Consider the following 25,577-nt stretch of genomic DNA (forward strand, 5'->3'; position numbering starts at 1 on the left):
GGATGATCAGACCTTTGCCGTAGCCTCACATTAGATAAACGGAGAACAATCGGGGGCGACGCAAGATGCTTGATAGGGTCTTCGGTTGGGGGGCGGAACCTCCCCTAGCCAGCTACGCACCTCAAGAGACCGCGACGCGGCGCTCCCCAGGCATCGCGCTGGCCCTCGGCGGCGGAGCGGCCCGCGGATGGGCGCATATCGGCGTCCTCAGAGCGCTCGACGAATCCGGCATTCGCATCTCCATGATCGCCGGCACGTCGATCGGTGCCCTCGTGGGCGGCTGCTACCTGGCTGGAAAACTCGACGATCTGGAAACGTTTGCCCTGTCGCTGACGCGACGGGGAATGATGCGGTTTCTCGATCTGCGCTTCGGCGCGGGTGGACTGATTGGCGGGATGCGGCTCAGCCGTCGCCTGTCGGAATCGCTGGAAGGGATCCAGATCGAGGATTTGGACCGTCGCCTCGTCTGCGTCGCCACCGAGGCGCAAAATGGTCACGAGGTGTGGATCGATTCCGGCTCCCTGATCCTGGCGATGCGGGCGTCCTATGCTCTTCCCGGTGTTTTCGAGCCCGTCTCCTGCGGCAACCGGCGACTACTCGACGGCGCCCTCGTCAACCCGGTTCCGGTGAATGTGTGCCGCGTCAACGAGGAAAAATTCGTCGTCGCCGTGAACCTGCACTACGACCTGTTCGGACGCGCGGCGATCGTTCGCATGCGGGCCGTCGCGGATGATGTTGCGGATGACGGAAGCGCATCGCCGCAGGGACTGGGGCTGACCGATATCGTAACGCCAAGGTTGGAAGGCGCCTCTCCCCGGAGAGAGAAACTCAGCATCGCGCGCTCCATGGTCGATGCGTTCAACATCATCCAGGACCGAATCTCCCGCGCTCGTCTTGCCGGCGATCCTCCCGATCTTTCTCTACAACCGCGCGTGCGCGACATCGGCCTTTCGGAGTTCTTCCGGGCCGAGGAGGCCATCGCGCTCGGATACGAAGCGACGAAGAGCCGGATCGGCGAGATCGAACGAATGACCGACGTCGCCCTCGAAGCGGGCGGACGGTAGGCGACGACCGATTTGTGTCCGGGCTGGCATGAGGCCGACGCATTGCCCCACCGCCCATTTTCGCTTTCGTTCAGCCGGCGGCGATATATTCGCGCATCTCGTTGGCCTCACGTTCCACTTCCTCGATGCGGCGTTTGACGACGTCGCCGATCGAAATGATCCCGACCAGCTTATCCTCCTCGCAGACGGGCAAGTGGCGGAACCGGCCGTGGGTCATCAATTCCATCGCCTCGTTGATCGAGGTCGATTCCGTACATGTGGTCACCGCCATCGTCATGACGTCGCGCACGCTCTGAGAAATGCTGGCGACGCCAGACGTTCCGATAAGGCGAACGATATCGCGCTCCGATACGATGCCGGCGACCGCTCCCTGAGCGTCGACGAGGACGATGGCACCAATCTTCTTGCCCGCGAGTACTTGGACAGCCTCTTCCAGTGTCGCCTCTGGACGGAGTGTCACGACCTCCCGCCCCTTCTCTTCCAGTATCTGGCGCACGGACATGTCTTCAGCCTCCCCTTCGTGATCGTTTGGAAAGGTGAGCCAGAGTCGCGCGAACCGCAAGGGGCAAGGCGCGCGCGTCAGGGCAAGCGGACGCGCGAAAGGGGATCGAACAGGCGAAATGCCAGGAACCCGAACGCAAATCCGCCCAGATGGGCTTCCCAGGCGATCGCGCCACCGCCGAGCGCACCGCCCACTCCACTGCCGATCAGCAGGTTGGTCGCGAAAAAGACCCCGATGAAAACAAGGACGGTTCGGTTGGCCAACGCATCGGTGATCGGCACGACCGGCATGTCGGCCCGCGCCGGGTTGAACCGCGTCCGCCCCCGCCCCCCGAAGGCAAAACGGCAGGCTCCTCCCATCAACGCCGATACAATTCCCGAAGCGCCGATGACTGGAGCGACAAGGGTCGGGTTCAAGATCGCGAAAGCAGCCACGCCCGCGAGCGCGCCAACCCCCGAGAAGGCAACGAAACGAACGGTCCCGAGCCGCCGCGCGACCGGTGTCCCGAAAGCCAGCAGCCACACCGCGTTGACCCCGAGATGCGTCCAATCCCCATGCAAAAAAGCATAGGAGAGTGGCGACCAGATATCGGCGCCGGCGGAACGCAACCCGCAGATTTCGTCAAGATCGCCGTAGCATCCGGGAATGAACGCGAAGTCGAGCAGCACATCGGACGCGGCGACGGGACCCAGGACGAAAACCCTGATCGCATGGACGGTCGCAAGAACCGCGATGAGGATCAGAATGATTGCCGGAACGTTGAAGGCCGGGGGATGCGGCCTTCGATCGAGGGTCTCGTCGCCCGATTGGCCGGAATGGTGCGGGGTCACGCTTCGTGCTCCATCGTCGTTTCGGTCCTCTTCCACTGCTAGCCGACGACCGCGAGGGTGACGCATCGGCCCGCCGAACATGGGGCGCGGGACGCAGACTGACACCAATAGAAAAAACCGCCCCATAACATGGGGCGGCCAAAGGTCTGCGTGAATCTGAACTGGAAAACCAGGGAAGCGCAGGTGGGTGCTGCCAGACCGGATCGAAATCCGTCCTGCGTCATTCGTAAGCCTTCCAGCGCAATTCGACAAACAGATTTGCAATCGAGAGTTAACACGGCATCACTGCATCGCAGCATGACGATTCCTGCACCGATCGTTAAGCTTCGGGCTGTAAAAAGTCCCGGTAAGCGCGGTTGTGCGCGACCGTGGCGAAACGACGGTTGAGAGATTATGCAGGCTCAGGCTCAAGCACGGCAGACGGGATCGGATGAGCGGCGTCGCTTCAATCGTGTCGACGTCAATCTCCTCGGCCGCTTCATGCGGGAAGACCGAACCGAATATCCTTGCCGCGCCGAGAACATGTCCCCTGGGGACGTCGCGATCACCACCGCCGTGCACCCGTCCAAGGACGAGCGGATCATCGTCTACATCGATCATATCGGTCGATTGGAGGGCACGGTGGTTCGCGTTTTTGACGGCGGCTTTGTGCTCATGCTCAACAGCAGCGAACGCAAGCGCGAGAAGCTGGCCGCCCAGTTGACCTGGTTCGCCAACCGTCATGAACTCGATCTACCGGAAGATCGCCGTCATGAGCGGGTGGAGCCACAAAACCCATTCGTGGACGTGGTCCTCGAAGACGGCCGTCGCTACCAGACCCGGATCATCGACTTGTCACTGTCCGGCGCCGCCGTGACGAGCAGCGTTCGGCCCGCCATTGGCTCGCGGATTACGCTGGGCACGACGAAAGGACGGGTCGTCCGCCACCTCGAAGAGGGATTCGCGATCGAATTCGCCGCGATGCAGTCGCGCGAAACGATCGAACGCAGCATGCTCTGACAGCCTGACGGTATCTGTCCGGAACCCTTGTGCTGAAAAGAAGGCGCGCCCAGGCGGTATCGCCATGTCCGACTGCCCGAATGTAGGTTCCTCGCTACCCCGATAGGGCTGCGCCCTCTTGCGAGCGGACCATTCTTGCCCGGGCGTCAGAGAAGGTCATATGCCCCTCATGCATCGACATGCACCTACGGCATTCCAACGCTTTCATTATGCACCCGAATTCTCGATGCCGGATACACTTTCTGATCCGATGCATTCACCGCTCGGTGCAAGCCCGGCGGCCGTAAAGGCGCCGAGATAGCAAACCGTCGTCAACAGCGTTAAGCTTCCTGCCGCACACGCCTAGTTGGAGTATGATGAGCAACGCAATCCGGCGCGTTCTCAAGATCGGCCGGCGGGAGGACGACATGAACATGGACCGACGTGCATTTCTGTCCGGCAGCGCCGCGCTGGGCGCCGTTCTGGCGACCCCTGGACTCGCGGAGACGCAAGAGATGTCGCTGCCTCCGCAGCCGTCTCGTTATCCCGATGACGCCTGGGTCGTTCTCGACCCGCGCTTTTCCCAGTACATGATTGGCAACACGCCGTTGCAGAGGCAATGGACCGGCGCTCTTTGGGCCGAGGGACCCGCCTGGAACGGCGTCGGCCGCTACGCCGTGTTCAGCGACATTCCCAACAACCGCCAGATGCGCTGGGACGCGGTAACCGAGACGGTGACGCCGCTGCGCCACGTCTCGAACTTTTCCAACGGCAACACCTTCGACTTCGAGGGACGACAGATTAGCTGTGAGCACTCGACAGCCCGGGTCGTGCGCTATGGGCGGGAAGGTTCGCCGAACGTGCTGGCCGAAACCTTCGAGGGCAAACCGCTGAACGCCCCGAACGACGCGGTGGTCCACCCGGATGACGGCGGCATCATCTTCACCGATCCGGGCTATGGCAGCCATTGGTATTACGAAGGCAATGTCCGCGAGCTGGAACTGCCGACCAGCATCTATCACATCGATGCGACCAGCGGCGTGCTGACCAAGCTGACGGACGAGATTTTCAAGCCGAATGGACTCTGCTTTTCGCCGGACTACCGCATCCTCTACGTCGCGGATTCGGCCGCCACACACCATCCGGAACCGGCCCGCATCATTGCCTGGGACGTCGAGGAGAACGGTCGCAAGCTGACGAACCGGCGCGAGTTCGCGACGCTGGAAAGCGGGTTCCACGACGGTCTGCGCGCAGATGTCGATGGCAATGTCTGGGCGGCGACAGGCTTTGCCGGAGAAGGGCAGGACGGCGTGCAGGTATATGCACCCGATGGCACCAAGATCGGCCAGATCAAAACGCCGGAAGGCTGCGCCAACCTCACCTTTGTCGGGGAACAGCGCAACCGGCTGTTCATGACGGCGAGCCAATCGATCTACACGATCTACACGGCCGCCCAAGGCGCCCATATCGCCTGAGGTCGCTCGACCAGCCCTGGGCCGTCGGCAATCACGAGATTGAACTGATGCCGCAGGTGCCAGGGCGCGCTCCGACGCGCGTCGCCACAAGCTGGCCTGGCTTGGCCCTCGGCGCCAACCGATCCGGCGTCGCGGGTGCAGGCTGACTATGGCGCGGCTGCCCTGCCCTTCCTTCCCCGACCTGCGTCAATCTATGCGGATCTCACCAGCAACTCGGTCGGCCGGCATGTCCTTTATGGTTGACGAAACCCCACTGATCGGAAGAAAATTCTCTGGAAAAATTTTATGTTACCTAAAGTATAGAATCGATAGGAATCCGATAAAATTTGATATAATTTGCACTACTACATTTTGTGTAGAAGTAAAACGGATGTGACATTCTCCCTGAACGAACGGGGAGAAAGAAAATGTCAAAATTCTTCAGCAAGATGGTGGTCGGTCTCGGATTTCTGACGGTGGCATTTTCCGCTACGTCGGCCTCCGCACAATCCTCGGCTATGATCACCACGGGGATCACGTCGCAGCCGATCGGGCATTATGAATTCTGCAAGCGCTATCCGGGCACCTGTCAGCCAAACGCGTCGGTTGGCGTGGTAAGCCTGACCCGGGCGATGTGGACCAAGCTCGTCGAGGTCAACAACGCCGTCAATTCTTCCATTTTCCCCCGCACGGACCAGGACATGTATGGCGTCCCGGAAGTCTGGTCGTACCCAACAGTTCAGGGTGACTGCGAAGACTACGTGCTGTTGAAGCAATACATGCTCCAGCGCGAAGGCGTGCCCGCATCGGCGCTGCTGATCACCGTCCTGCGTCAGTCAAACGGCGAAGGCCATGCGGTATTGACGGTCCGCACCGATCAAGGCGATTACGTTCTCGATAATCTCGACGATCGCGTTCTTGCTTGGAGCGATACGGATTACGAATATTTGAAGCGTCAGTCGGAACGCGATGCCGGAAAATGGCTCGCCATCGCCGACGATCGCAACATTCTGGTGGGCAGCGTCCGCTGAAATCGACGTCCCCGCGCCTTGGAGCAATGGGCTCCGCGCCGGAAGCTGCTCCAGCCGCTTTGTCGGCATTCAAATCCCGGCCCGCCTTGCCCGCCGAAATCCCGTCACGCACCCCACCTCGCCGCCGCCAGGCGAGGTTCAGCTAGGCTGCTCAGGCTTTTCCCCGTCCAATGCCTGAACGGTCACGGAGCCGGCCCTTCTGGAAGGGCCGGCTCCTCTATCCACGATCACCAATACGCCGCGCCCCCTCGCCAGTGAGGGACGAGCCGACCGGCTCAGCTGGGCGCCGTCGTCCTATTCCAGATCGATGTCGAGGATCGTCATGGTGAAATGATACGACAGTTCACCCTCCTCCGTATCCTTCGCGAGCAGCCCGACGAATTCACTGTTGAGATAGACCTCAGCCGAATCGGCACTGCGCGCAAGCGCACGAACCTGGAGGTCGGCTCCTTTGAAACTTTGTCTCAGATAGGCTTCGAGCTTGCGTATTTCGTCGGGCTTCACATCGTTCTCCTGGACCAACTTCGAACGGCTGTAGCTAGGCCTCCGCTCGCAAATTCAATGCGCCGCCGCAATCAATCGGGGCGTTCGAAGCTCTGATCCATGGCGCGGCCCGGCTCGTCGCAATCGTCGGTCGTGCCGATCACCCGCGCCGGAACGCCGGCCACGGTCGTATGCGGTGGAACCGGCTTGAGGACGACCGAGCCGGACGCGATTTTGGAGCATTTTCCAATTGTGATGTTGCCGAGGACCTTCGCGCCCGCGCCAATCAGGACCCCGTAGCCGATCTTCGGATGGCGATCGCCGAACTCCTTGCCAGTGCCGCCGAGGGTGACGTTCTGGAGAATCGAGACGTTGTCCCCGACGACCGCTGTGAAGCCGATGACGAGGCCGGTGGCGTGATCGAGAAAAATCCCTCTGCCCATTCGGGACGCCGGATGAATGTCCGTCTGGAACACGGCGGACGATCGCGCCTGAAGATAGAGGGCGAAATCGCGCCGGCCCTCGTTCCAGAGCCAGTGCGCGAGCCGATGCGTCTGAATCGCGTGAAACCCTTTGAAGTAGAGCAGCGGCTCGATGTAGCGCTCGCAGGCCGGGTCACGGTCGAACACCGCCTGGATGTCGGTTCGCAACGTCGCGCTGAACTCCACGTTGGATTCCAGCATGTCGGCGTAGGCTTGCGCGATCACGATCGCCGGCACGTCCGGATGATCCAGCCGTTGTGACACGCGGTGGATCAGTGCTGCCTCAAGGCTGCGCTGGTTGAGAATGGTGGCGTAGATGAAGCAGGACAGAACCGGTTCGCGCTCCGCGACCTCAATTGCTTCCGTCCGCACTTTTGCCCAGATCGGATCGACGGCCTGGATCTTGTCCTGGACCTGCGGGCTGCTCTTGCTCATGGCGCTCTCCCGAAACGGCGCTTGGGGAAACCTCGATGGTTCCCGCATCTGAGTACAGATAGGCGCGTTGCCGCCCGAGGAAAAGCCGCAGACGCTCGTAGGCCCCATGGAGATGATCGTCAGCGCGTATGTGACACCTTTGGTGCGGCACATCCCGGCCGCAACGCCGGGCACCGCTGAAGCGGTCTGGATAGGGCGTCAGGCGTCGTCGCTCAGAAACCGCAGCACCTCGGCCTTGAACCGACGATCGCCGACGGACTGCATATGGTCGCGGCCCTCGATAGCGAGCACGCGAGCATTCGGCATCAGCGCCGCCAACCGGTGCGGCGAGCCGGCGATGTCGTCCGTCGTGCCGACGCCGATCAGCACGGGCTGAGTAATTTGGCCGACCTCGGCCTCCGTCAATTCCTTTCGGGACGTCGAGATGCAGGCGGCCAGCGCCTCCCTGTCGCTGTTCGTCCGATCGGCAAAAGCCCTGAACATGCGACCGCGCGGATCTTTGACGTCCTCCAGTGAAGGGGCGCGTAGCGCCGCGGCGATCGGGTCCCAATCGCCGACGCCGTCGACGAGGCCAGAACCGAGGCCGCCGAAGACGACGCGCGCAAAGCGATCGGACGCGGCAAGCGCTCCAAAGGCCGCGACCCGCGCGCCCATGGAATAGCCGAAAACCGTGGTCTCCCGAATCTCCAGATGGTCGAGCAGCGCCACCGCGTCGTCGGCCATTTTCTGGGGCGTGTAAGCCGCCTCATCCGTCGGCTTGGCGCTTTGGCCATGACCGCGATGATCGAAGGCGACGGCCCGGTAGCCAGCGTCGGTCAGCGTCCTGACCCAGCCGGTATCCACCCAGTTGACCCGGGTTGATGACGCGAAGCCGTGCAGGAGCAGGACGCTTGGAGCATCGCGCTCGCCCGCATCGAGAAATGCGAGTTCAAGCCCGTCGCTGATGAAATGATCCATGATGGGGCCAAGCCTCGCATTCGTATCCCGTTGGCGGCGTCAAGTCCGTGGACGTTTGGATAAGCACCAAGTGGCGTCTTCGCCACCCCTGTTCATTCCGTTCCACCGACACTATGGTCCGCGACGTTGCGAACCATAGCCGAGAGTGAGCCGCGATGGCTGGACACGTGATTCCCCATTTTCAGAACGACGCAGGCTACGACACGATCGAGGTCGGGGTGACCGAGTTCATGTGCTGCGGCGCCAATCCGCCGCACGATCATCCCCATGTCTATCTCGACATGGGCGACGAGAGCGAGATCGTCTGCGGCTACTGCTCTACGTTCTTTCGGTTCAACCCGGCATTGAAGGCTACGAAAACCAGCCCGGCCGGTTGCGGCTTCGGAGAAAAGGCCGCTTAGGTCCGTGTCCGCGGCCGACCAGGCGCGACCGATCACGATCATCGGAGCGGGAATCGGCGGACTGACGGCGGCGCTGGCGCTGGCGGATCGTGGTTTCGCGGTGGATATCTTCGAACGCGCGCCGCAGATGCAGGAAGTCGGCGCCGGCCTCCAGCTTTCCCCGAACGCGTTGAGAGTTCTCGGCCGCCTCGGACTCATGAAGGACTTGCTGGTCCATGGCGCGCGCGCTCGTGAGGTAATCTTGCGCCGGGCGTTCACCGGTCGGCCGATCGCCTCGGTCCCGGTCGTCGCCAGCGACGGCATGCCCTATGTATCGATCCACCGCGCCGACCTGCAGGCAGTTCTCCTGCGCGCCGTCGACCGTTCCCCCGCGATCACGCTTCACCTTGGGGCTACGCTCCAGGCGCTGACCCCGGCGCGTGGCGGCCTCGATCTCTGGTTCATCAGCGGCGAGGGTCGGCACAGACTTCAGGCCAGCCTGGTGGTCGGCGCCGATGGCGTGCGCTCGTCCATCGCGCGCCGGCTGGGGCTTGCGGCGGCCACACCTAGCGGCGCGATCGCCTGGCGCGGCTACGTGAGCCGCGACAACGGCGGCGGCCCGCCGCCTGGCATCACGGCGTGGCTCGGCCCCCGGCGTCACGCCGTCGCCTATCCGATTTCCGGCGGGCGCGAGACGAACCTCGTCCTCATCGAGCCAATGAAGCGAACGACGCTCGCCGATCCGGCGGGGCTTGCCTACCGCTTCCGCTCATGGGATCGGCAACTTACATCGATGATCGCGGCGGCCGGCGACATGACCGGCTGGCCTTTGAACGTGGTGCCGCCGGACCGGCCCTGGCGCCATCTCGACGATCGGCTCATTCTGATCGGTGACGCGGCTCATGCCATGCTACCGTATGCTGCGCAGGGCGCCGGCATGGCCATCGAGGATGCAGCGGTGCTCGCCGACGCCCTGGCGCGGGCACCCAGCCGGAGCGCCGCGTTGGCCCACTACGAAGCCGAGCGGAGGCCCCGCATCGCCAAAGTCCGCCGTCGCGTCGCCTTCCACCAGCGTGTCTATCATCTGCCCTGGCCGCTCGATCTGGCGCGCGACGCCGCACTCTCGTTGCGATCGCCGGACAGTCTTCGGGACGACCTCTCTTGGCTCTACGATTGGCGCCCGCCCGCCGAATCTGACGACCGCGAGACGATTTGACGAAACCCCGAGCGATCTCGGGCGTTGTGTGTGCGTCTGGACAAACTTCGACGCTTTTCCTAGCTAGCGGCGATCGGAGTGGACGCCGACAACTGGTCGGGATGCCGATTAACGGTGCATGGGAGCGTCGAGGCGTCATCCGGGTCTGCAAGGGACTTATTTCAACAAAGGTAAAAGATATGCCGAATTTCAAGAGAACCGGCAGGCTGTTTGGCGTGGCCGCGCTTGCCGCTTCGACCGCGATCAGCGGACCGATTGCGGCCTATGCGCAGGACGCGGCCGCGTTCCGCGTCGCTCAGGCCGACCCGACCGCCTGCGATCCGACGGCTGTGGCACCGGATCCGGCGGCCTGCGAACCGGCGCCTGCCGGCGAGACAGCCCCTGCCGAGGTGGTCCCTGCTGAACCAGCCCCGGTCGAGGAACCCGCTGCCGAGGCGCCGGCCGAACCAGCCCCCGCCGAACCGGCTCCTGTCGAGGAAGCCCCTGCTGAACCAGCCCCGGTCGAGGAACCTGCGGCCCAGGCTCCGGCCGAACCCGTCCCCGCCGAACCGGCTCCTGTCGAGGAAGCCCCTGCTGAACCAGCCCCGGTCGAAGAACCCGCTGCCGAGGCTCCCGCCGAGCCTGCGCCCGCCGAGGCGGCACCTGCGGAGGCAGCCCCTGCCGAACCTGCGCCGGTTGAACCCGCACCCGCTGCTGAGGCTCCCGCCGAAGCCGCACCTGCTGAACCCGCGCCGGTTGAGCCCGCACCCGCTGCCGAGGCTCCGGCCGAACCAGCACCCGCCGCGGCAGAACCAGCGCCCGCGCCGGCAGCAGCTCCGGTCGAAGATCCGAAGCCCGTATCGGCCGAGATTCAGGAAGCCCCTGTCCCCGCCGGCCAGATCAGCGCAAGCGACGCGCAAGTGCAGCAATTGAGCCAGCCTGTCGAAGTGCCCTCGATCACTGCGGAGCAGGGAGAGCGGATCTCGGCGCCGGCCGAAGGCTCGTCGCAGACCACTATCAACGATAACAGCACGACCAACAACGCGACCGTGAACAATACGACTGTCAACAACACCACTGTGGTTGGGCAGCCGGAACTTCCGCCCGGCGCCGAGGTGGTCGAGCGTGTCGGCGATCGTGACATCCTGTCGATCGTGGGCGCCGGCGTCGCCGGCGCGCTGGTCGGTGGCGCCGCGGCCTACTTCATCCGCGGCAATGACGACGACCGTATCGCGGTCGACGCCGAGGAGCGCTACTATGAGCGTCTTTCCGGCGGTCGGACCCGCCAGACCGTGGTCCGACCGAACGGCATCCAGGTCGTAACGATCACCAACCGGTATGGCGACGTGATTCAGCGCTCCCGGGTACTGCCGGACGGACGCGAGGTCGTTCTGTTCTACGATCCGTACCAGGACGGTGCCGAACGCCCGGATTACTATTATGATCCGGCGGCGGATCTCGCTCCGGTCGTTCTGACGATTCCGGAAGACCAATACATCGTCGACGTGGCGGAACCGGACGAGGAACTCTACTATCGCACGATCGTCGCACCGCCGGTCGAGACCGTCGAGCGCATCTACTCGATCGATGAGGTCAGACGCTCCGAGCGCATCCGCGACAAGGTGCGCCGTATCGATCTCAATACGATCAACTTCGCATTCGGCTCCGCCGCGATCGAGCAAAGCGAAGTCGATGATTTGCAGGCGGTGGCCGATGCGATCGCGCGTGTCATCAAGGAAAATCCGGCCGAGACCTTCCTGATCGAGGGCCATACCGACGCGGTGGGCAGCGAAATCGCCAATCTGGCGCTGTCCGATCGCCGGGCGGAGGCTGTCGCCTCGGCGCTGTCGCAGTACTTCGACGTACCGCCGGAAAACCTGATCACGCAGGGCTATGGCGAGCAGAACCTGAAGGTCAAGACGCAAGCGGCGAACGCTGAGAACCGGCGTGTCACGCTCCGGCGCATCACCGCGCTGGTGAAACCGGTCGCAACGACCGCCAAGCGCTAGTCAGACGGATTCATATCCGGCACACCGACCGGCGGCCCTCTGGGCCGCCGGTTTTTTATTGGGCATCTGTGAAGGGCAGCAACGAGCGCGGCATCATACCTATCTGCGGTGGTAGGTAACAACTCGACCGGCCACTCCCGGCACCTTCACGCCGATACCCGGCGAGGCGCGATACGGCGCATCGGGCGAATTCGCAACGCCGCAAGGCGCGCCGAGCGCCTGACCTGCGGTGGGGCTTTGAACCGGGTCTGCTAGGGGGCGTTCTACCGAGCCCCGCGCGCCGCGCCTGGCCGGACACCCCCGTTCGGCATCCTCGAACAGGTCTCTGTCACCGCGCGCCGTTATCAGTCGTCTTCGTCCGGCGTTCGTTTTGTTTCGGCCGATAGAAAATCGCCGAGCGGCGCGAGCGGTTCGACATAGCTGGCGAAGACCTTGATAGCGACCATGACCGGGACTGCCAGGAACATGCCGACCACGCCCCAAATCCAACCCCAGAACGCCACCGAGAGGAAGACCGCGGCGGCATTCATCTCCAATCGTCGGCCGACGATCGTTGGCGTCACGAGTTGGCCTTCGATTGTCGTGCAGGCGAGGTACAGCAGCACTGGAACCAGAGCTTGGGCCAAGTTGCCGAAATCGGCGAGAGCGATCACCCCGACAATCGCCATGCCAATCAGCGCACCGATATAGGGAATGAAGTTGAGCAGCATCGCCAGAGCGCCGAAGACGACGGGAGTCGGCATGTCGACCCACCACAACAGCGTCCCGACCGCGATCCCGAGAGAGGCGTTGATCATCGTGATAGTGAACAGATAACGCGAGAGTTCGCGCTCGATGTCGTGCGCGATGTGAAGCGCGCGCTTCTTGTCGGCCAGCGTCGGCATCGACCGTATGAGTTTCTGGTAAAATAGGTCGCCCGAAGCGAGAAGGAAAAACAAAAACACCAGAGTGAAGCCGACAGAAGCCAGCATCTGCGGCACTGCGGTCGTGGCATTGTCGACGAGGCCGGGGTTCTTGACGACAACCTCATTGTCCTCCGCCCCTCCGGCGGCGCTTTTCGCGGTTTTCTCAACATTCTCCTGTGCCGAGCGGAGGCGTTCGAGCCGGTTCTTGACAGTCCGCATCTCCGCATCCACGGCCGCGGCGTAACGAGGCGCGTCGTTGACGATCTTCGCGATGGGATCGCTGAGCATGTAGAAGCCTGAAATCAGCGTCATCGTCGTGCCGATCACGAGGACGAACGCAGAGATCGGCTCCCAGATTTTCAACCGGCGACGCAGGAATCGCACCACCGGGCTCATCACCAACGCGAACAGCAGGGCAATGATGACCGGCAGCACGAAGCTTGCCGTCAGATACAATCCGCCGAACAGGAGGATGAAGAAGATTCCAATGATGGCCCAACTCGGGGTGGACGCGATTGCCTGCGCGTCGACCAGTTCGATCGTCGCGGGAACAGGAGCCGGCGACGGCGCCGCTCTGCTTTCGGATGTTCGCTCGGACAAATCACCAACCCTCGCGCGAAATGTTCATCGAAATCCGGGGAACCGAAGTCCTGACAGGCAACATCGCGTCCGCGCAAGACGTCACGTTGCTGCCCCGCACGGCGTCGCTTATCGAACGCCGATCATCTGCACGACCAGGCGATTCGCGTAAACGCGCCCGACGACCAGGTCAATGAAGGATCTGCGAGAGGAAGAGCTTGGTGCGCTCGTGTTGCGGATTGGTGAAGAACGGCTCCGGCTCGTTCTGCTCGACGATCTGGCCGGCATCCATGAAGATCACACGATTGGCGACCTGGCGTGCAAAGCCCATCTCGTGGGTCACGCACAACATCGTCATTCCCTCTTCGGCGAGCCCCACCATAACATCGAGCACTTCCTTGATCATCTCCGGGTCGAGCGCCGAGGTCGGCTCGTCGAACAGCATGATTTTCGGGCTCATGCACAACGATCGGGCGATGGCCACGCGCTGCTGCTGGCCGCCGGAGAGCTGGCCGGGGTATTTGTTCGCCTGCTCGGGGATCTTCACCCGCGACAGGTAATGCATGGCCACCTCTTCGGCCTTCTTCTTCGGCATCTTGCGCACCCAGATCGGGGCCAGCGTGCAGTTCTCCAGAATGGTCAAATGCGGGAAGAGATTGAAATGCTGGAACACCATGCCGACTTCGCGCCGCACCTCGTCAATCTTCTTCAGATCGTTGGTCAGCTCGATGCCGTCCACGACGATGCGGCCTTTTTGATGCTCCTCCAGCCGGTTGATGCAGCGGATCATCGTCGATTTGCCGGATCCCGACGGACCGCAGACGACGATGCGTTCGCCCGTGCGAACGGTCAGATTGATGTCGCGGAGAACGTGGAATTCCCCGAACCACTTGTTGACGCCCGAGAGTTCGACGGCGATCTCGTCGGAGACCTGCATCGGTGTCGGTTGCGCCTTGGTTTCGGTATCGACAGCCATGGTCGGATCCTTAGAGCATCGGAAGATAATATGGACGCGGTTCTGTTTCCCGGTTCGCCGAGGTGATCCACGCGGAGGGCGGCGACGAACGTAGCGGCGCTACGGTCGAGCCGGCCGACAAAGTGGGCACCCGGCGACCGGAAACCCACCCGCCTGTTTGCCTTTGGCAAACGGCAGGTCTTAGAATCCGCCGATCGACCTCACCGCGCCATCCGGCGCGGGGCGACCGGTGGGCCAGGGGCTTTCGGGACAATTCCTTCGGGGCTCGTCTTGGCCGTAGCGCCGCTACGACCTGCGCCGATCCCCTCGACCTTGTCCCGAAATCCCGCTGGCAGAACGCATTCATATTGTCGTCCGATGCTCTAGCGTGTGTGTCCGGTATCCAGTCGCCGCTCAGTGTAGATCGAGTAGCGCGACATGGAAAAGCAGAACAACCAATAAATGAACGCGGCGAAGACGAGGCCGGTCGCCGGCGTGGAGGGGGTGATCCAGCTTGGATCGTTGAAGCCACGGCGCACCGTCCCGAGAAGGTCTGCCAGACCGATGATGTAGACCAGGCTGGTATCCTTGAAGAGCCCGATGAAGGTGTTGACGATTCCCGGAATCACCAGTTTCAGAGCCTGCGGCAGGATGATCAGGCGCATCTTCTGCCAGTAGGTCAGCGCCATGGCGTCGGCGCCTTCATACTGACCTTTTGGTATGGCCTGGAGGCCGCCGCGGATCACCTCCGCCATGTAGGCCGCCGAGAACAGCGCGACGCCGACGAGTGCCCGCAAAAGCTGATTGAAGCTGACGCCCTCGGGCAGGAACAGCGGCAGCATGAAATTCGCCATGAACAGGACGGTAATCAGCGGCACGCCGCGCCAGAACTCGATGAAGATCACCGAGAATAGCCGCACCGCAGGCATGTCCGATCGCCGGCCGAGAGCGAGGATGACACCCAGCGGAAGCGAGGCGGCGATACCGCTCAGCGCGACGACGAGCGTCAACATCAGGCCGCCCCACAGATTGGTTGGCACCGGCCGCAACCCAAAATTGGCGGTCATCACGAAGACAAAGAGAACGACCGCGACAATCGGCATCAGCAGGCGGAGTCGACTGATCTCTTGGGAACGGAATCCGGTGAGGACAGCCACCGCTATCGAACCGAGGCTTGCCAGAAACGCGACAAGCGTGAGCGTCGAGAATCGCAGATCAAGGAAATCGACCGAGGCGCCGCTGACAATATTCGACAACAACAGCGCCAACACGCCGAACAGAGCCAACCCGACGGCAGTCTTCATCAGGCTACCGAAACCGATCTCCGGGCGCGATGCCACATCGCTGATCGTGATGGCGGCAGCGAGCAAAAGCAGCAGCGTCACCCCGCCACCGGAAAACGAGAACCGCCCGCCGGTGAGCAGGATCAGCGTCACCACCGGATAGACCGCGAACAGCAGCATCGCATTGATCCGCTTGAACGGAATACGCGGTATGGCGATCCCGGCAACGAGCACGATCAGCATTACCACCGACACGTCGATCCGCCAGCGCGCACCGAACGGATAGACGCCGTACATGAACTGGCTGAATTTCGCCCCGACAAAGGCCCAGCATGCGCCCCCCTCCCCGAGGCAGGCTTCCCGGTCGCTTCCCGTGAAGGTGGCGTCGATCCAGGCCCAGTTGACGATGTTCCACGCCCCCCAGACAATGATCAATCCTGCAAGGATGCTCAACACCGAATCGAGCGGCGTGGCGAACAGGTTGCGGCGGGTCGTTCCGATGATGCCCCTCTCGCTCGGCGGGGGCGGGAGCGGCTGTTTCTGCTCGGTCGCGACGAAGCGGGCGACTTGTTCTTCCATGGTCCTACGCGCCCTTCATCAACGCTCGACGAGCGCCATTTTCGAGTTGAACCAGTTCATCAGCAGCGAAACCGTGATGCTGATTCCCAGATAGACGACCATCCAGATGACCACGACCTCGATCGACTGACCCGACTGGTTGAGGACCGTAGATCCAACCGCGACGAGCTCGGGATAGCCGATCGCCAGCCCGAGGGAGGAGTTCTTGGTCAGGTTGAGGTACTGGCTGGTCAACGGTGGGATGATCACCCGGAAGGCTTGCGGCACCACGACCAGTCGCAGCAATTGCCCGCGCTTCAGGCCAAGCGCCGACGCCGCCTCGGTCTGCCCCTTGGAAACCGAGAGGATGCCGGCGCGCACGATCTCGGCGATGAAGGCAGCCGTATAGATCGACAGCGCCAGCAACAGCGCGATGAATTCCGGCCGGAGCTGGAAACCGCCGGCCAGGTTGAACCGGCTCGCCTCTGGAAACTCTAGCGCGGCCGGCACGCCGGTCACCAGGAACACGACGATCGGCAGCCCGACGATCATCCCGATCGCGGGCCAAAGCACAGGCGTACGCTCGCCGGTGGCCAATTGCTTCTTCCGGCTGTAACGGGCAAGCCACATCGTCGCCAGGATGCCGACCAGGAAAGCCGCGAAGGCAGCCCAGGCAAGCGGCTGGAACAGTACGCTCGGGATCTGCAGGCCGCGATTGGTGAGATAGACCCCAATCGGGCTTTCCGCGATCCCACGCGGTCCGCTCAGAACGGAGAGAACCCCGAAATACCAGAACAGAATAACCAGCAGCGGCGGAATATTGCGGAACGTCTCGACATAAATGGTCGAGAGCGTGCGGATGAGAAAATTGTGCGACAGCCTGCCGATTCCGACCAAGAAGCCGATGATCGTCGCCACGATAACACCGCTCGCCGCGATGATCAGCGTGTTGGCGATGCCAACAAGGATCGCTTGTCCGTAGGTGGAATTGCTGGAATACGCGATCGGCGTCTGGGCGATGTCGAATCCGGACCGGGATTCCAGGAATCCAAAGCCTGATGCAATATTCGCTGCGGCGAGATTTTGCGCGGTGTTGTCGATGATCCACCAAGCGAAAGCCACCAGACCGACAACCAAGAGGACCTGGATCACGATACTGCGGACGGTCGGATTGGTCAGAAGCGAGTCACCGCCACGCTCGCGTGACGACGGATGGATGTCGGCGGTCATTTCGGTTCCCAAGCAGTGCACAAAATCTCGCTCCCGCCACCCGATGGGCGACGAGCGTCAATGCCGGTCGGAGCGGACGCCGAAAGGCGCCCGCTCCGTTGTTACCGATTAGCGGACCGGCATACCGTACTGCAGACCGCCCTTGGTCCAGAGGGCATTCTGGCCACGCTGGATCTTGAGCGGCGTGTCGACACCGATGTTGCGCTCAAAGATCTCGCCGTAGTTGCCGACGGCCTTGATGATGTTGACCACCCAATCCTGCGACACGCCGATCGACTCGCCGAAGTTCTTGTCCTTGCCGAGGAGGCGACGGATTTCCGGATTTTCCGAATCCAGCATCTCTTCGACATTCGCCTGGGTGACCCCAAGCTCTTCGGCGTTGAGCAGCGCGTAGTGCGTCCACTTCACGACGTTGAGCCACTCCGTATCGCCTTGGCGCACTGCGGGTCCAAGCGGCTCCTTGGAGACGATTTCCGGCAGGATCGCGTGATCGTCCGGACTGCCCATTTCGAGGCGCGAGGCGGCAAGACCGGAGGCGTCCGTCGTCAGGACGTCGCAACGACCGCTGTCATAGGCCGAGTTGACGTCCGACTGCGACTCGATGACGACCGGATTGTACTCCATGTTGTTGGTCCGGAAAAAATCCGCGAGGTTGAGTTCGGTGGTGGTGCCACTCTGCACGCACACCGTCGCACCGGAGAGCTCCAGCGCCGAGCTGACATTGAGTTCCTTCTTCACCATGAAGCCCTGGCCGTCATAGTAATTGACGCCGGCGAAGGTGAGCCCGAGCTTCGTGTCCCGGTCCATGGTCCAGGTGGTGTTTCGGGCCAGAACGTCGACTTCGCTGTTCTGGAGCGCCGGAAAGCGCTGTACCGCCGACAGCGGCGAATATTGAACCTTGCTGGGGTCACCGAACACAGCGGCGGCGATCGCCTTGCAATAGTCGACGTCGAGGCCCTGCCAAGCGCCCTGATCATTCTGCGAGGCGAAGCCTGGCAAACCCGTATTGACGCCGCATTTAAGGGCCCCGCGATCCTTTACAGTCTGGAGGGTCTGCGCCGAGGCGCCGCCAGCTGCCAGGCCCGCGATCGAGAGACCGAGCACCGCGGTCAGAAGCTTCAATTTCATCAGGATACCTTCCCGGTTGGGTTTTGGGTATGACTTTATTGACAAACGAAGTACCCAGTCCGATGCGGCAGATGGCGGCCTCGGGACAAAGTCCCTCATTTCGCACAGCAATCACATGTCATAAAAAAGTGCAGGTCAAGCAGTTGACGTTTTTTTCCCCTCGCTTTCGGCAAGTCCGATCAGTCGTCTTGAGTACAATCAGAAAGCCGAACAATTGAGCACCGACAACTCCTCCCGGGGACGGCAGGACGGCATCAACACCCGTCTGGCGCATGGGCCTTACGATCCACAGTCCCAGCACGGCTTCGTGAATCCGCCGGTTGTCCATGGCTCGACCGTCCTCTTTCCCTCGATGGAGAGCCTCAACAACAGAATTCGCGCGCCGTTCACCTACGGCCTGTGGGGCACGCCGACCACCAAGGCCCTGGAAGACGCTCTGACTGAGCTGGAAGGGGCCGCCGGGACGATCCTGCTGCCGTCCGGGCTCGCCGCCGTCACGGTCCCGTTGCTCGCCTACCTGTCGAGCGGCGACCACTGTCTCGTTGTGGATTCGGTCTATTACCCCACTCGTCGTTTCTGCGATGGAACCCTGTCGCGCTTGGGTGTCGAGGTCGAGTATTTCGATCCGCACATTGGCGAAGGTATAGCCGGGCTGATGCGGCCGGAAACGAAAGTCGTCTTCCTCGAGGCGCCTGGTTCGAACACGTTCGAGATCATGGATGTCCGCGTTGCCTGCGATGCCGCCCACGCCGGCGAAGCGGTCACCATGATGGACAATACCTGGGCGACGCCGATGTTCTTCAAGCCGCTCGATCACGGCGTCGATCTGTCGATTCATGCCCTGACGAAATATCCGGGCGGTCATTCCGACGTGATGATGGGCAGCGTATCGGCGACCCAGACGACCTACGGTCGGCTCCGCGACACCCAGATGCAGATCGGCGTCAACGCAGCGCCCGACGACGTCTACCTTGTCCTGCGCGGACTGAAGACGATGGGCATCCGCCTGGAACGCCATCAGGCCTCGGCGCTGGCCCTGGCGGAATGGCTGGAAAGCCGGGAGGAGGTGAGCGAGGTGCTTCACCCCGCCCTTCCCTCGTTTCCCGGCCATGCGCTTTGGCGGCGCCAGTTCAGCGGCGCCAGCGGCCTGTTCGCTTTCGTGTTGAAGGGCGATGCGCGAAAGGCGGCGGCCTTCCTGGACGCGCTGCGGATCTTCGGGCTCGGTTATTCCTGGGGCGGGCACGAAAGCCTCGCCGTTCCGGTCGATTTGAGCGACCGGACCATCGCCAAGGGTCCCGGCGGCGGTGCGCTCATTCGACTTCAGGTGGGGCTGGAGGACGTCGCCGATCTCAAGGCCGACCTGGAAGTCGGATTTGCGGCCGCGAATACGCTATAAAAGCGCTCGTCGCGGAGGAGCTTGGGGTGCGCGAATGGCCGCCTGCTGGACCGCGCGGCACCTCCACGGACCGAAAATGTCGCCCATGTCNGAATACGCTATAAAAGCGCTCGTCGCGGAGGAGCTTGGGGTGCGCGAATGGCCGCCTGCTGGACCGCGCGGCACCTCCACGGACCGAAAATGTCGCCCATGTCTCCCGGCCGGACATTTGTGATGATGGTGACCCCGGCAGGATTCGAACCTGCGACCATCGGCTTAGAAGGCCGGTGCTCTATCCACTGAGCTACGGGGCCGGCGTGACCGAAAGGTCATGCAAATCGAGCAGTGCCCCGATCACGAACGCCGGAGCGTCAATGGGTCCAAGGCTGATTTCGGTCGTACCGGAAGTTGTCGGCATAAGCCACTTTGGACCGCTTTGCGAGGTGGGGTTCCTCGACCCGAAACGGAATATCGTTGCGCTCGGCATATTCGATCGCCAGCTCTTTCGTGGCGAAGGAGAGGCGGAGCTGCGAATTCATGTCGCCAGATGACGTATAGCCCATCAGCGGCTCGATCCGCTTGGGCTCCTCCGGCTCATAGACGAGGATCCAGTCGCGGGTCTTGGCCTTGCCTGACTGCATGGCGGTTCGGGACGGACGGTAGATTCTCGCAACCATCATGGCCTCGTCGGGAGTGCGGGATTCGCGTCGAAATACGGGCGGGTCGCGATGGTCGGAGCGGCAGGATTCGAACCTGCGACCCTCTGGTCCCAAACCAGATGCGCTACCAGGCTGCGCTACGCTCCGGATGCCATGATCCGCCTGTGGTCGGGGGTTTGCAGGGCTTGCCCGCCGAAGTCAAGGCCGACGCGTTGCATGGCTGCGCCCGCCGCACCCCACCACGGCAAAAGGCACGGGCCAAAACCCTCATATTCGGCCTCCTCCGCGGCCGGCCCGCGTATGAAATCGTCCCAAGAATGCGCCGCCAGCCCGCCGATCCGTCACGATTCCGGTATGATCTCGTGCTTGAGCCGATCCCCGACTCGCGCGCCGTAGCGTGCCGCCGCCCCACCGTTCAATTCCAGGACGTATTTGACTGGCCCGCCGGAGGGAATCAGATCGAGCGACAAGGGCTGTGCGTTCGTCTTGATATGGATGACCGTGCCAGCCTCGTCGAGGAACAGCATATCGAGAGGGATGAGCGTGTTCTTCATCCACATGGTCACCGGTCGAACCGGATCGAAGGAGAACAGCATGCCTTGGCCCGCAGGCATGGATTCACGATTCATCAGGCCGATTTCGCGGTCTTTCGGCGTCAGCGCGAGCTCGACATCGATCTTCTGCTCGCCCGAGCCGGTGACCAGGGTCGCGGTCGACAGGTCGCCCCCCGCCAAGGCGAAATAGGCCGCGGCCAGGAGAGCCAAGACCGCGAACCCGGCTACGACGATTGGTTTGCGAAACATCATGGCCCAGACCCCGCGGTCAGTGCGATGCTGGCTGAACGGGGCCGGTCCCGGGATGGATTTCGGCGGCCATCAGACCCTTCTCGCCGTCGCCGAAGCGCACCAGCACCTCCTGCCCGGGGCGCAGTTCCATCATACCGTAGCGCCGCAGGGTTTCCATGTGGATGAAAATATCCTCCGTCCCCTCGCCTTGGGTCAGGAACCCGTAGCCCTTGGTACGATTGAACCATTTCACCACCGCGCGGACAAGATTGCTGCTCGGCACCACCGTGACGTGGGTGCGCGACGGCGGCAATTGCGACGGATGGATGGCCGTCGATTGATCCATGGACAGGATTCGGAATGCCTGAAGGCCGCGCTCGCCTTTTTGCACCTCGCAAACGAGACGCGCTCCCTCGATGGCTGTCGTGTAGCCGTCGCGGCGAAGACAGGTCACATGCAACAGGATGTCGGCGCCCTGATCATCGGGAACGATGAAGCCGAACCCCTTGGCCACGTCGAACCATTTGATATGGCCGGACACGACGATCAGTTGGACGTCGCCGCCGTCCGATGATTCGCCCTCGCCATGCACGTCTGCAGAGGTTCTCTCCGACATTCGGGGGGTCCCGCCTCTTACGCCAACCGAATCGGCACAGTCTAGCATAGCATTAACCTTCCGGTTTCGAGCAAGGGCAACTACGGCATTTGTGCGAAAATGCGTCCTATTGCACACAGGTTCCGGCAGTCTTGGCGGCCTCGCAAGTTATTGCGAAAGCGACGTCTCCTCCCGTCTTCGCGGAATCAAGCCCAATCGATCCAGAACGTCCGCCGGCTGGCATGGCGCCGGGCGGGCGTTCTGGAGATCGAGATGCACGGCGGGGATGGCTTTGTCAGCGGCAGGGGGTTGGCCGTTCGCAACCGCGCCCTAACGTCTCTCCCACCTCATCAATGGAGACATCCGCATGCGCTATCTGCACACGATGGTCCGCGTCAGCGACGTCGACCAGTCGCTCGATTTCTACTGCAACAAGCTTGGGCTGGTGGAGACACGCCGGGTCGAGAACGAAAAGGGACGGTTTACGCTGATCTTCCTTGCGGCGCCCGACGACCTTCCGGGCGCCAGGGAATCCAAAGCCCCGCTGATGGAGCTGACCTATAATTGGGACCCGGAGACCTATGGTGCCGGGCGCAATTTCGGCCATCTCGCCTTCGAGGTCGACGACATTTATGCGACCTGCCAAGACCTGATGGACAAGGGCGTGACAATCAACCGGCCGCCACGCGACGGCTACATGGCGTTCATCAAATCCCCCGACGATATTTCATTCGAACTTCTGCAGAAGGGAGAAGCCAAGGCGTCGGCCGAGCCGTGGGCCTCGATGCAGAACACCGGCAGCTGGTAGAGCCGCCCCGACCTGACGTCGGCGGTCGCGGGCCGTCGACGATCATGGTGCTGCCGCATTCTGGCCATATGCGCGGAAATAGGTTCTATTGCGCAGGCTTCGATGCCGACGGTCCTGATTCAGGCGGTCGGCGGGGGATATCGCGACGAAGCTTGCGACGTCTGCCGCATCAGCGGTAGCTCGAAAAGGCGGACCCTTCGGCTCGCCATTGAGAGGGTGGATAAGTTTGACGACGAGTATCCGGACCGTGCGCCGCTGGCCGCTGCGGCGGCATATTCTGGCGGCGGCAGTGCTCTCGAGCCTTCCGCTGGTGGGCGCATGCGTTTCGGCGCTTGACGATACGACGGCCTTTGGCTTTGCCGGCGCGGCGCCATCCGAAGACATCTTGGCCGCCGACGGGCAGACCGATTCCGACCGCACTGCCATCGCCGGCGAGGTTCCGGCGAGCGCGACGATCGACGGCGAGGCTTCGGCCAGCGCCACGGCAGACGCTTCATCGGTCAGCGAGGAACCGCAGACCGCAGGCTTGGCGGAGGCTCCCCCCCCTGCTTCCCCCCGCATGCTCAATGCCAGGAACAAGGCGATTGCCGCTTACGCGGGCGGCAGGGTCAGCGAGGGCGACAAGATGACCTCGGCTGAGAGCGGCCGCGAGGCCGACCGCTCGCTTTTCGCTTCGCTTTTTGCTCGTTCCAAGGTCCGCACGCCGATCGCAAATGCGGAGAAAGGCAAGAGCCGCCGCATCGTTCTGCAGCGCGAGGCCGCCGCTAGCTCCGGCGCAGACAATGCCCTGCCTGGCGTCGACCCGTCTTCGCTGTTCGAGATCGGGCAGCGCGCATCGGCCGACGACGAGGACATTCTCGACGAAATCAGCGGCGGCAGTAGCTATCAGGTGGCGTCGCTCACCGGTTTTGCCCGCGTCGCGCCCAATGGTCTCCGTGTCCAGCGCGAGAGCGTCCAGACGAACTGTTTTCCCGCGAAGTTGGTTGGGACGCTGCGGGCGATCGAACGGCGTTTCGGCAAGAAGATCGTCGTCACCTCCGGCTACCGCAGTCCAACGTATAACCGTCGCGTCAACGGTGCCCGCCGCTCCCAGCACATGGGCTGCAAGGCTGCCGATATCGTCGTGCCGGATGTCGACCGGTTCGCCGTCGCGGCTTACGTACGTTCATTGCCAGGCCGAGGTGGCGTGGGAACCTACTGCCACACAGCGGCGATCCACGTCGATGTCGGCCCCAAGCGCGACTGGAATTGGCGCTGCCGTAGCCGCAAGTAAAGCTAAGCGGCCCTGTCCGACCGCGCAACGCTGTGGGATTCCAAATCATCGTCCGGCGCGAAGCGCGCGCTTTCGCGCGGAGCCGAAATGCTTCACCGCCAGTGTGTGAAAAACCCGGCTCCGACGTCTTGCGATCCCCAGCGAACCCCCGTATACACCCCGTCGCCGCGCCCATCGTCTAGCGGTCTAGGACGCCGCCCTTTCACGGCGGAAACACGGGTTCGATTCCCGTTGGGCGTACCAGCTTCCCTTCTCGGCGCGCTGGTTTTCGGAAAAAGACAATCACCAACACCATTCGCGGCGCTAGCGTTCAATGCGACCGGCCAGCCTCCCAGTGTCGTGGCCCGATGCATGGCGAAGCGCGAACAGGGAGCCAACGGCGATGCGTTCGTACAATCTCATGGTGATGGAAGGCGACGGCATAGGGCCAGAGATCGTGGAGTCGACGCTGGCGGTCCTTCGCCATGCGGCATCGCTGCACCGCATCGAACTGGCATTCGACGACGAAACAGTCGGCCTCGCGGCACTCGAAGCCTTCGGCTCCACATTTCGGAATGAAAGCTGCGAGAGAGCTCGCGGCGCCGACGGGTTGATCCTCGGGCCAGTTTCCCACAACGTCTATCCGCCGGTCGACAAAGGTGGCGTGAACCCGTCCGGCACACTCCGCAAGCAGCTCGATCTCTATGCCAATATCCGACCTGCCCGCACGCGACCGGGGATCGCGCCACGGGTCGGTGTCCCGATCGATCTGGTGATCGTGCGCGAGAACACGGAGGGCTTCTACGCCGACCGCACGATGTTCCTCGGCGGTGGCGAATTCATGCCGACGCCGGACCTGGCCCTCGCCGTGCGCAAGGTCACGCGGCAAGCCTCGCTCAGGATCGCCGAGAAGGCGTTCGCGATCGCCGCAGGGCGCCCCCGCAAGCTGGTGACGGCAGTCCATAAGGCGAATGTTCTGCGGGTCTCGGACGGGTTATTCCTGGACTGCGTGCGGGAGGTCGCCGCTCGCTATCCCGACATCCGCTACGAGGAACAATTGGTGGATGCGATGGCCGCGCATCTCGTTCGCGACGCGTCCCGTTTCGACGTTGTCGTCACCACCAATATGTTCGGCGACATCCTGTCGGATCTGGCCTCGGAACTGGCCGGAAGTCTGGGCCTGGCGGCGTCCCTGAACCTCGGCGACGGCCATGCGATGGCGCAGGCCCAGCACGGCTCGGCGCCCGATATCGCCGGTCGCGGCATCGCCAACCCGGCCTCGCTCATCGGGTCGTCGGCGATGCTCCTGGCATGGCTGGGCGAGCGTTTTTCAGACGACGCGCCGCTTCAAGCTGCCGCCGCGATCGACGCCGCGCTCGACGCGACCATCGCCGACCCTGACACCCGCACCGCCGATCTCGGCGGTACCTGCGCCACGGCGGCCTTCACGCAGTCGCTGATCACGCGAATAACCGAGGCTGCGCGGACCTGATCAATCCCCTTCAGTTGGCGCAAAACGCGGGTGGAATGCCGATCCCACTTTTCGCCATTCCGCGCTAGAGCGTCAGGCGATTAATCAGCAACATAGCCAGCGGCCTTGAGGTAGTTCCAACATTCTTCGGGCTCGAACAGGTCGCAGATGTTGCCGACTGCACGCCAGAGATC

At 62.7% G+C, this 25,577-nt stretch carries 24 protein-coding genes and 3 tRNA genes; 12 read left to right on the forward strand and 15 right to left on the reverse strand.

Translation table 11 applies throughout. From position 1 onward, the window contains the following. Positions 1 to 65 precede the first annotated feature (65 nt). A complete protein-coding gene (locus VSX60_RS14275; protein WP_327624890.1) occupies positions 66 to 1,064 on the forward strand; it encodes a patatin-like phospholipase family protein in 999 nt (332 codons plus the stop codon). Between the two features lie 70 nt (positions 1,065 to 1,134). On the opposite strand, the gene VSX60_RS14280 is transcribed toward VSX60_RS14275, so the two are convergent. Together VSX60_RS14280 and VSX60_RS14285 are read right to left on the reverse strand one after the other, a co-directional pair. Beyond that, positions 1,135 to 1,566: a CBS domain-containing protein gene (locus tag VSX60_RS14280; RefSeq protein WP_327624891.1), complete on the reverse strand. Its 432-nt coding sequence runs from the start codon at positions 1,564 to 1,566 to the stop codon at positions 1,135 to 1,137. Between the two features lie 77 nt (positions 1,567 to 1,643). Further along, complete coding sequence (locus VSX60_RS14285) at positions 1,644 to 2,396, reverse strand: rhomboid family intramembrane serine protease (RefSeq protein ID WP_327624892.1); 753 nt, start codon at positions 2,394 to 2,396, stop codon at positions 1,644 to 1,646. A gap of 393 nt (positions 2,397 to 2,789) precedes the next feature. On the opposite strand from VSX60_RS14285, the gene VSX60_RS14290 reads away from it, so the two are divergent. The 3 genes from VSX60_RS14290 to VSX60_RS14300 all read left to right on the forward strand — a co-directional run bounded on the left by VSX60_RS14290 (position 2,790) and on the right by VSX60_RS14300 (position 5,859). Next, a complete protein-coding gene (locus tag VSX60_RS14290; protein ID WP_327624893.1) occupies positions 2,790 to 3,395 on the forward strand; it encodes a PilZ domain-containing protein in 606 nt (201 codons plus the stop codon). 356 nt (positions 3,396 to 3,751) lie between these two features. Beyond that, positions 3,752 to 4,849 carry an SMP-30/gluconolactonase/LRE family protein gene (locus tag VSX60_RS14295; protein WP_327624894.1) on the forward strand — a complete coding sequence of 366 codons (1,098 nt, stop codon included), beginning with the start codon at positions 3,752 to 3,754 and terminating at the stop codon, positions 4,847 to 4,849. Positions 4,850 to 5,277: 428 nt separating this feature from the next. Continuing rightward, entirely contained in the window at positions 5,278 to 5,859 is a 582-nt protein-coding gene (locus VSX60_RS14300; RefSeq protein ID WP_327624895.1) for a transglutaminase-like cysteine peptidase, read from the forward strand. 294 nt (positions 5,860 to 6,153) lie between these two features. Here the strand turns inward: VSX60_RS14300 and VSX60_RS14305 are convergent, their stop codons facing one another. From VSX60_RS14305 to VSX60_RS14315, 3 genes are all read right to left on the reverse strand, one after another. Continuing rightward, a complete protein-coding gene (locus tag VSX60_RS14305) occupies positions 6,154 to 6,363 on the reverse strand; it encodes a DUF3126 family protein (RefSeq protein WP_327624896.1) in 210 nt (69 codons plus the stop codon). A gap of 71 nt (positions 6,364 to 6,434) precedes the next feature. Further along, positions 6,435 to 7,259, reverse strand: a complete 825-nt coding sequence (gene cysE / locus VSX60_RS14310; RefSeq protein ID WP_327624897.1) for a serine O-acetyltransferase — start codon at positions 7,257 to 7,259, stop codon at positions 6,435 to 6,437. 198 nt (positions 7,260 to 7,457) lie between these two features. After that, a complete protein-coding gene (locus VSX60_RS14315; protein ID WP_327624898.1) occupies positions 7,458 to 8,216 on the reverse strand; it encodes an alpha/beta fold hydrolase in 759 nt (252 codons plus the stop codon). 155 nt (positions 8,217 to 8,371) lie between these two features. Here VSX60_RS14315 and VSX60_RS14320 point away from each other — a divergent pair, with 155 nt between their 5' ends. The 3 genes from VSX60_RS14320 (at position 8,372) to VSX60_RS14330 (ending at position 11,800) form a co-directional block, all read left to right on the forward strand. Further along, on the forward strand, positions 8,372 to 8,617 hold the full coding sequence (locus VSX60_RS14320; protein ID WP_327624899.1) for a zinc-finger domain-containing protein: 246 nt from the start codon (positions 8,372 to 8,374) through the stop codon (positions 8,615 to 8,617). Between the two features lie 4 nt (positions 8,618 to 8,621). Then, the gene (locus VSX60_RS14325; protein WP_327624901.1) at positions 8,622 to 9,812 is read left to right on the forward strand and encodes an FAD-dependent monooxygenase; all 1,191 of its coding nucleotides are present in this window, start codon (positions 8,622 to 8,624) and stop codon (positions 9,810 to 9,812) included. Between the two features lie 179 nt (positions 9,813 to 9,991). Then, positions 9,992 to 11,800, forward strand: a complete 1,809-nt coding sequence (locus VSX60_RS14330) for an OmpA family protein (protein WP_327624902.1) — start codon at positions 9,992 to 9,994, stop codon at positions 11,798 to 11,800. A 344-nt stretch (positions 11,801 to 12,144) separates the two neighbouring features. Here VSX60_RS14330 and VSX60_RS14335 read toward each other — a convergent pair whose 3' ends face one another. From VSX60_RS14335 to VSX60_RS14355, 5 genes are all read right to left on the reverse strand, one after another. Beyond that, positions 12,145 to 13,305, reverse strand: a complete 1,161-nt coding sequence (locus VSX60_RS14335; protein ID WP_327624903.1) for an AI-2E family transporter — start codon at positions 13,303 to 13,305, stop codon at positions 12,145 to 12,147. A gap of 169 nt (positions 13,306 to 13,474) precedes the next feature. After that, on the reverse strand, positions 13,475 to 14,260 hold the full coding sequence (locus VSX60_RS14340; RefSeq protein ID WP_327624904.1) for an amino acid ABC transporter ATP-binding protein: 786 nt from the start codon (positions 14,258 to 14,260) through the stop codon (positions 13,475 to 13,477). Between the two features lie 362 nt (positions 14,261 to 14,622). Further along, positions 14,623 to 16,101, reverse strand: a complete 1,479-nt coding sequence (locus tag VSX60_RS14345; protein WP_327624905.1) for an amino acid ABC transporter permease — start codon at positions 16,099 to 16,101, stop codon at positions 14,623 to 14,625. A gap of 18 nt (positions 16,102 to 16,119) precedes the next feature. Beyond that, positions 16,120 to 17,310: an amino acid ABC transporter permease gene (locus tag VSX60_RS14350; protein ID WP_327624906.1), complete on the reverse strand. Its 1,191-nt coding sequence runs from the start codon at positions 17,308 to 17,310 to the stop codon at positions 16,120 to 16,122. A gap of 108 nt (positions 17,311 to 17,418) precedes the next feature. Continuing rightward, a complete protein-coding gene (locus VSX60_RS14355; RefSeq protein WP_327624907.1) occupies positions 17,419 to 18,438 on the reverse strand; it encodes an amino acid ABC transporter substrate-binding protein in 1,020 nt (339 codons plus the stop codon). 214 nt (positions 18,439 to 18,652) lie between these two features. Here VSX60_RS14355 and metC point away from each other — a divergent pair, with 214 nt between their 5' ends. Next, on the forward strand, positions 18,653 to 19,834 hold the full coding sequence (metC, locus tag VSX60_RS14360; RefSeq protein ID WP_327624909.1) for a cystathionine beta-lyase: 1,182 nt from the start codon (positions 18,653 to 18,655) through the stop codon (positions 19,832 to 19,834). A gap of 217 nt (positions 19,835 to 20,051) precedes the next feature. On the opposite strand, the gene VSX60_RS14365 is transcribed toward metC, so the two are convergent. The 5 genes from VSX60_RS14365 to VSX60_RS14385 all read right to left on the reverse strand — a co-directional run bounded on the left by VSX60_RS14365 (position 20,052) and on the right by VSX60_RS14385 (position 21,873). Then, positions 20,052 to 20,127, reverse strand: a tRNA-Arg gene (locus VSX60_RS14365). Between the two features lie 57 nt (positions 20,128 to 20,184). Continuing rightward, positions 20,185 to 20,493, reverse strand: coding sequence for an ETC complex I subunit (locus VSX60_RS14370; protein WP_327624911.1), 309 nt, complete (start codon positions 20,491 to 20,493; stop codon positions 20,185 to 20,187). 49 nt (positions 20,494 to 20,542) lie between these two features. After that, a tRNA-Pro gene (locus tag VSX60_RS14375) sits at positions 20,543 to 20,619 on the reverse strand. A 194-nt stretch (positions 20,620 to 20,813) separates the two neighbouring features. After that, a complete protein-coding gene (locus VSX60_RS14380; protein WP_327624912.1) occupies positions 20,814 to 21,278 on the reverse strand; it encodes a DUF192 domain-containing protein in 465 nt (154 codons plus the stop codon). 16 nt (positions 21,279 to 21,294) lie between these two features. After that, positions 21,295 to 21,873, reverse strand: a complete 579-nt coding sequence (locus tag VSX60_RS14385) for a cold-shock protein (protein ID WP_327624913.1) — start codon at positions 21,871 to 21,873, stop codon at positions 21,295 to 21,297. 346 nt (positions 21,874 to 22,219) lie between these two features. Here VSX60_RS14385 and VSX60_RS14390 point away from each other — a divergent pair, with 346 nt between their 5' ends. From VSX60_RS14390 to VSX60_RS14405, 4 genes are all read left to right on the forward strand, one after another. Continuing rightward, positions 22,220 to 22,660 (forward strand): VOC family protein, encoded by a 441-nt coding sequence (locus VSX60_RS14390; RefSeq protein ID WP_327624914.1) that lies wholly within the window; start codon positions 22,220 to 22,222, stop codon positions 22,658 to 22,660. Positions 22,661 to 22,886: 226 nt separating this feature from the next. Further along, the gene (locus tag VSX60_RS14395) at positions 22,887 to 23,933 is read left to right on the forward strand and encodes a YcbK family protein (protein ID WP_327624915.1); all 1,047 of its coding nucleotides are present in this window, start codon (positions 22,887 to 22,889) and stop codon (positions 23,931 to 23,933) included. Between the two features lie 167 nt (positions 23,934 to 24,100). Beyond that, positions 24,101 to 24,176, forward strand: a tRNA-Glu gene (locus VSX60_RS14400). A gap of 139 nt (positions 24,177 to 24,315) precedes the next feature. Then, positions 24,316 to 25,404, forward strand: coding sequence for an isocitrate/isopropylmalate dehydrogenase family protein (locus tag VSX60_RS14405; RefSeq protein WP_327624916.1), 1,089 nt, complete (start codon positions 24,316 to 24,318; stop codon positions 25,402 to 25,404). Positions 25,405 to 25,577 lie beyond the last annotated feature (173 nt).

It is taken from the genome of Aurantimonas sp. A3-2-R12, assembly GCF_036016755.1.
Taxonomy (GTDB): domain Bacteria; phylum Pseudomonadota; class Alphaproteobacteria; order Rhizobiales; family Rhizobiaceae; genus Aurantimonas; species Aurantimonas coralicida_A.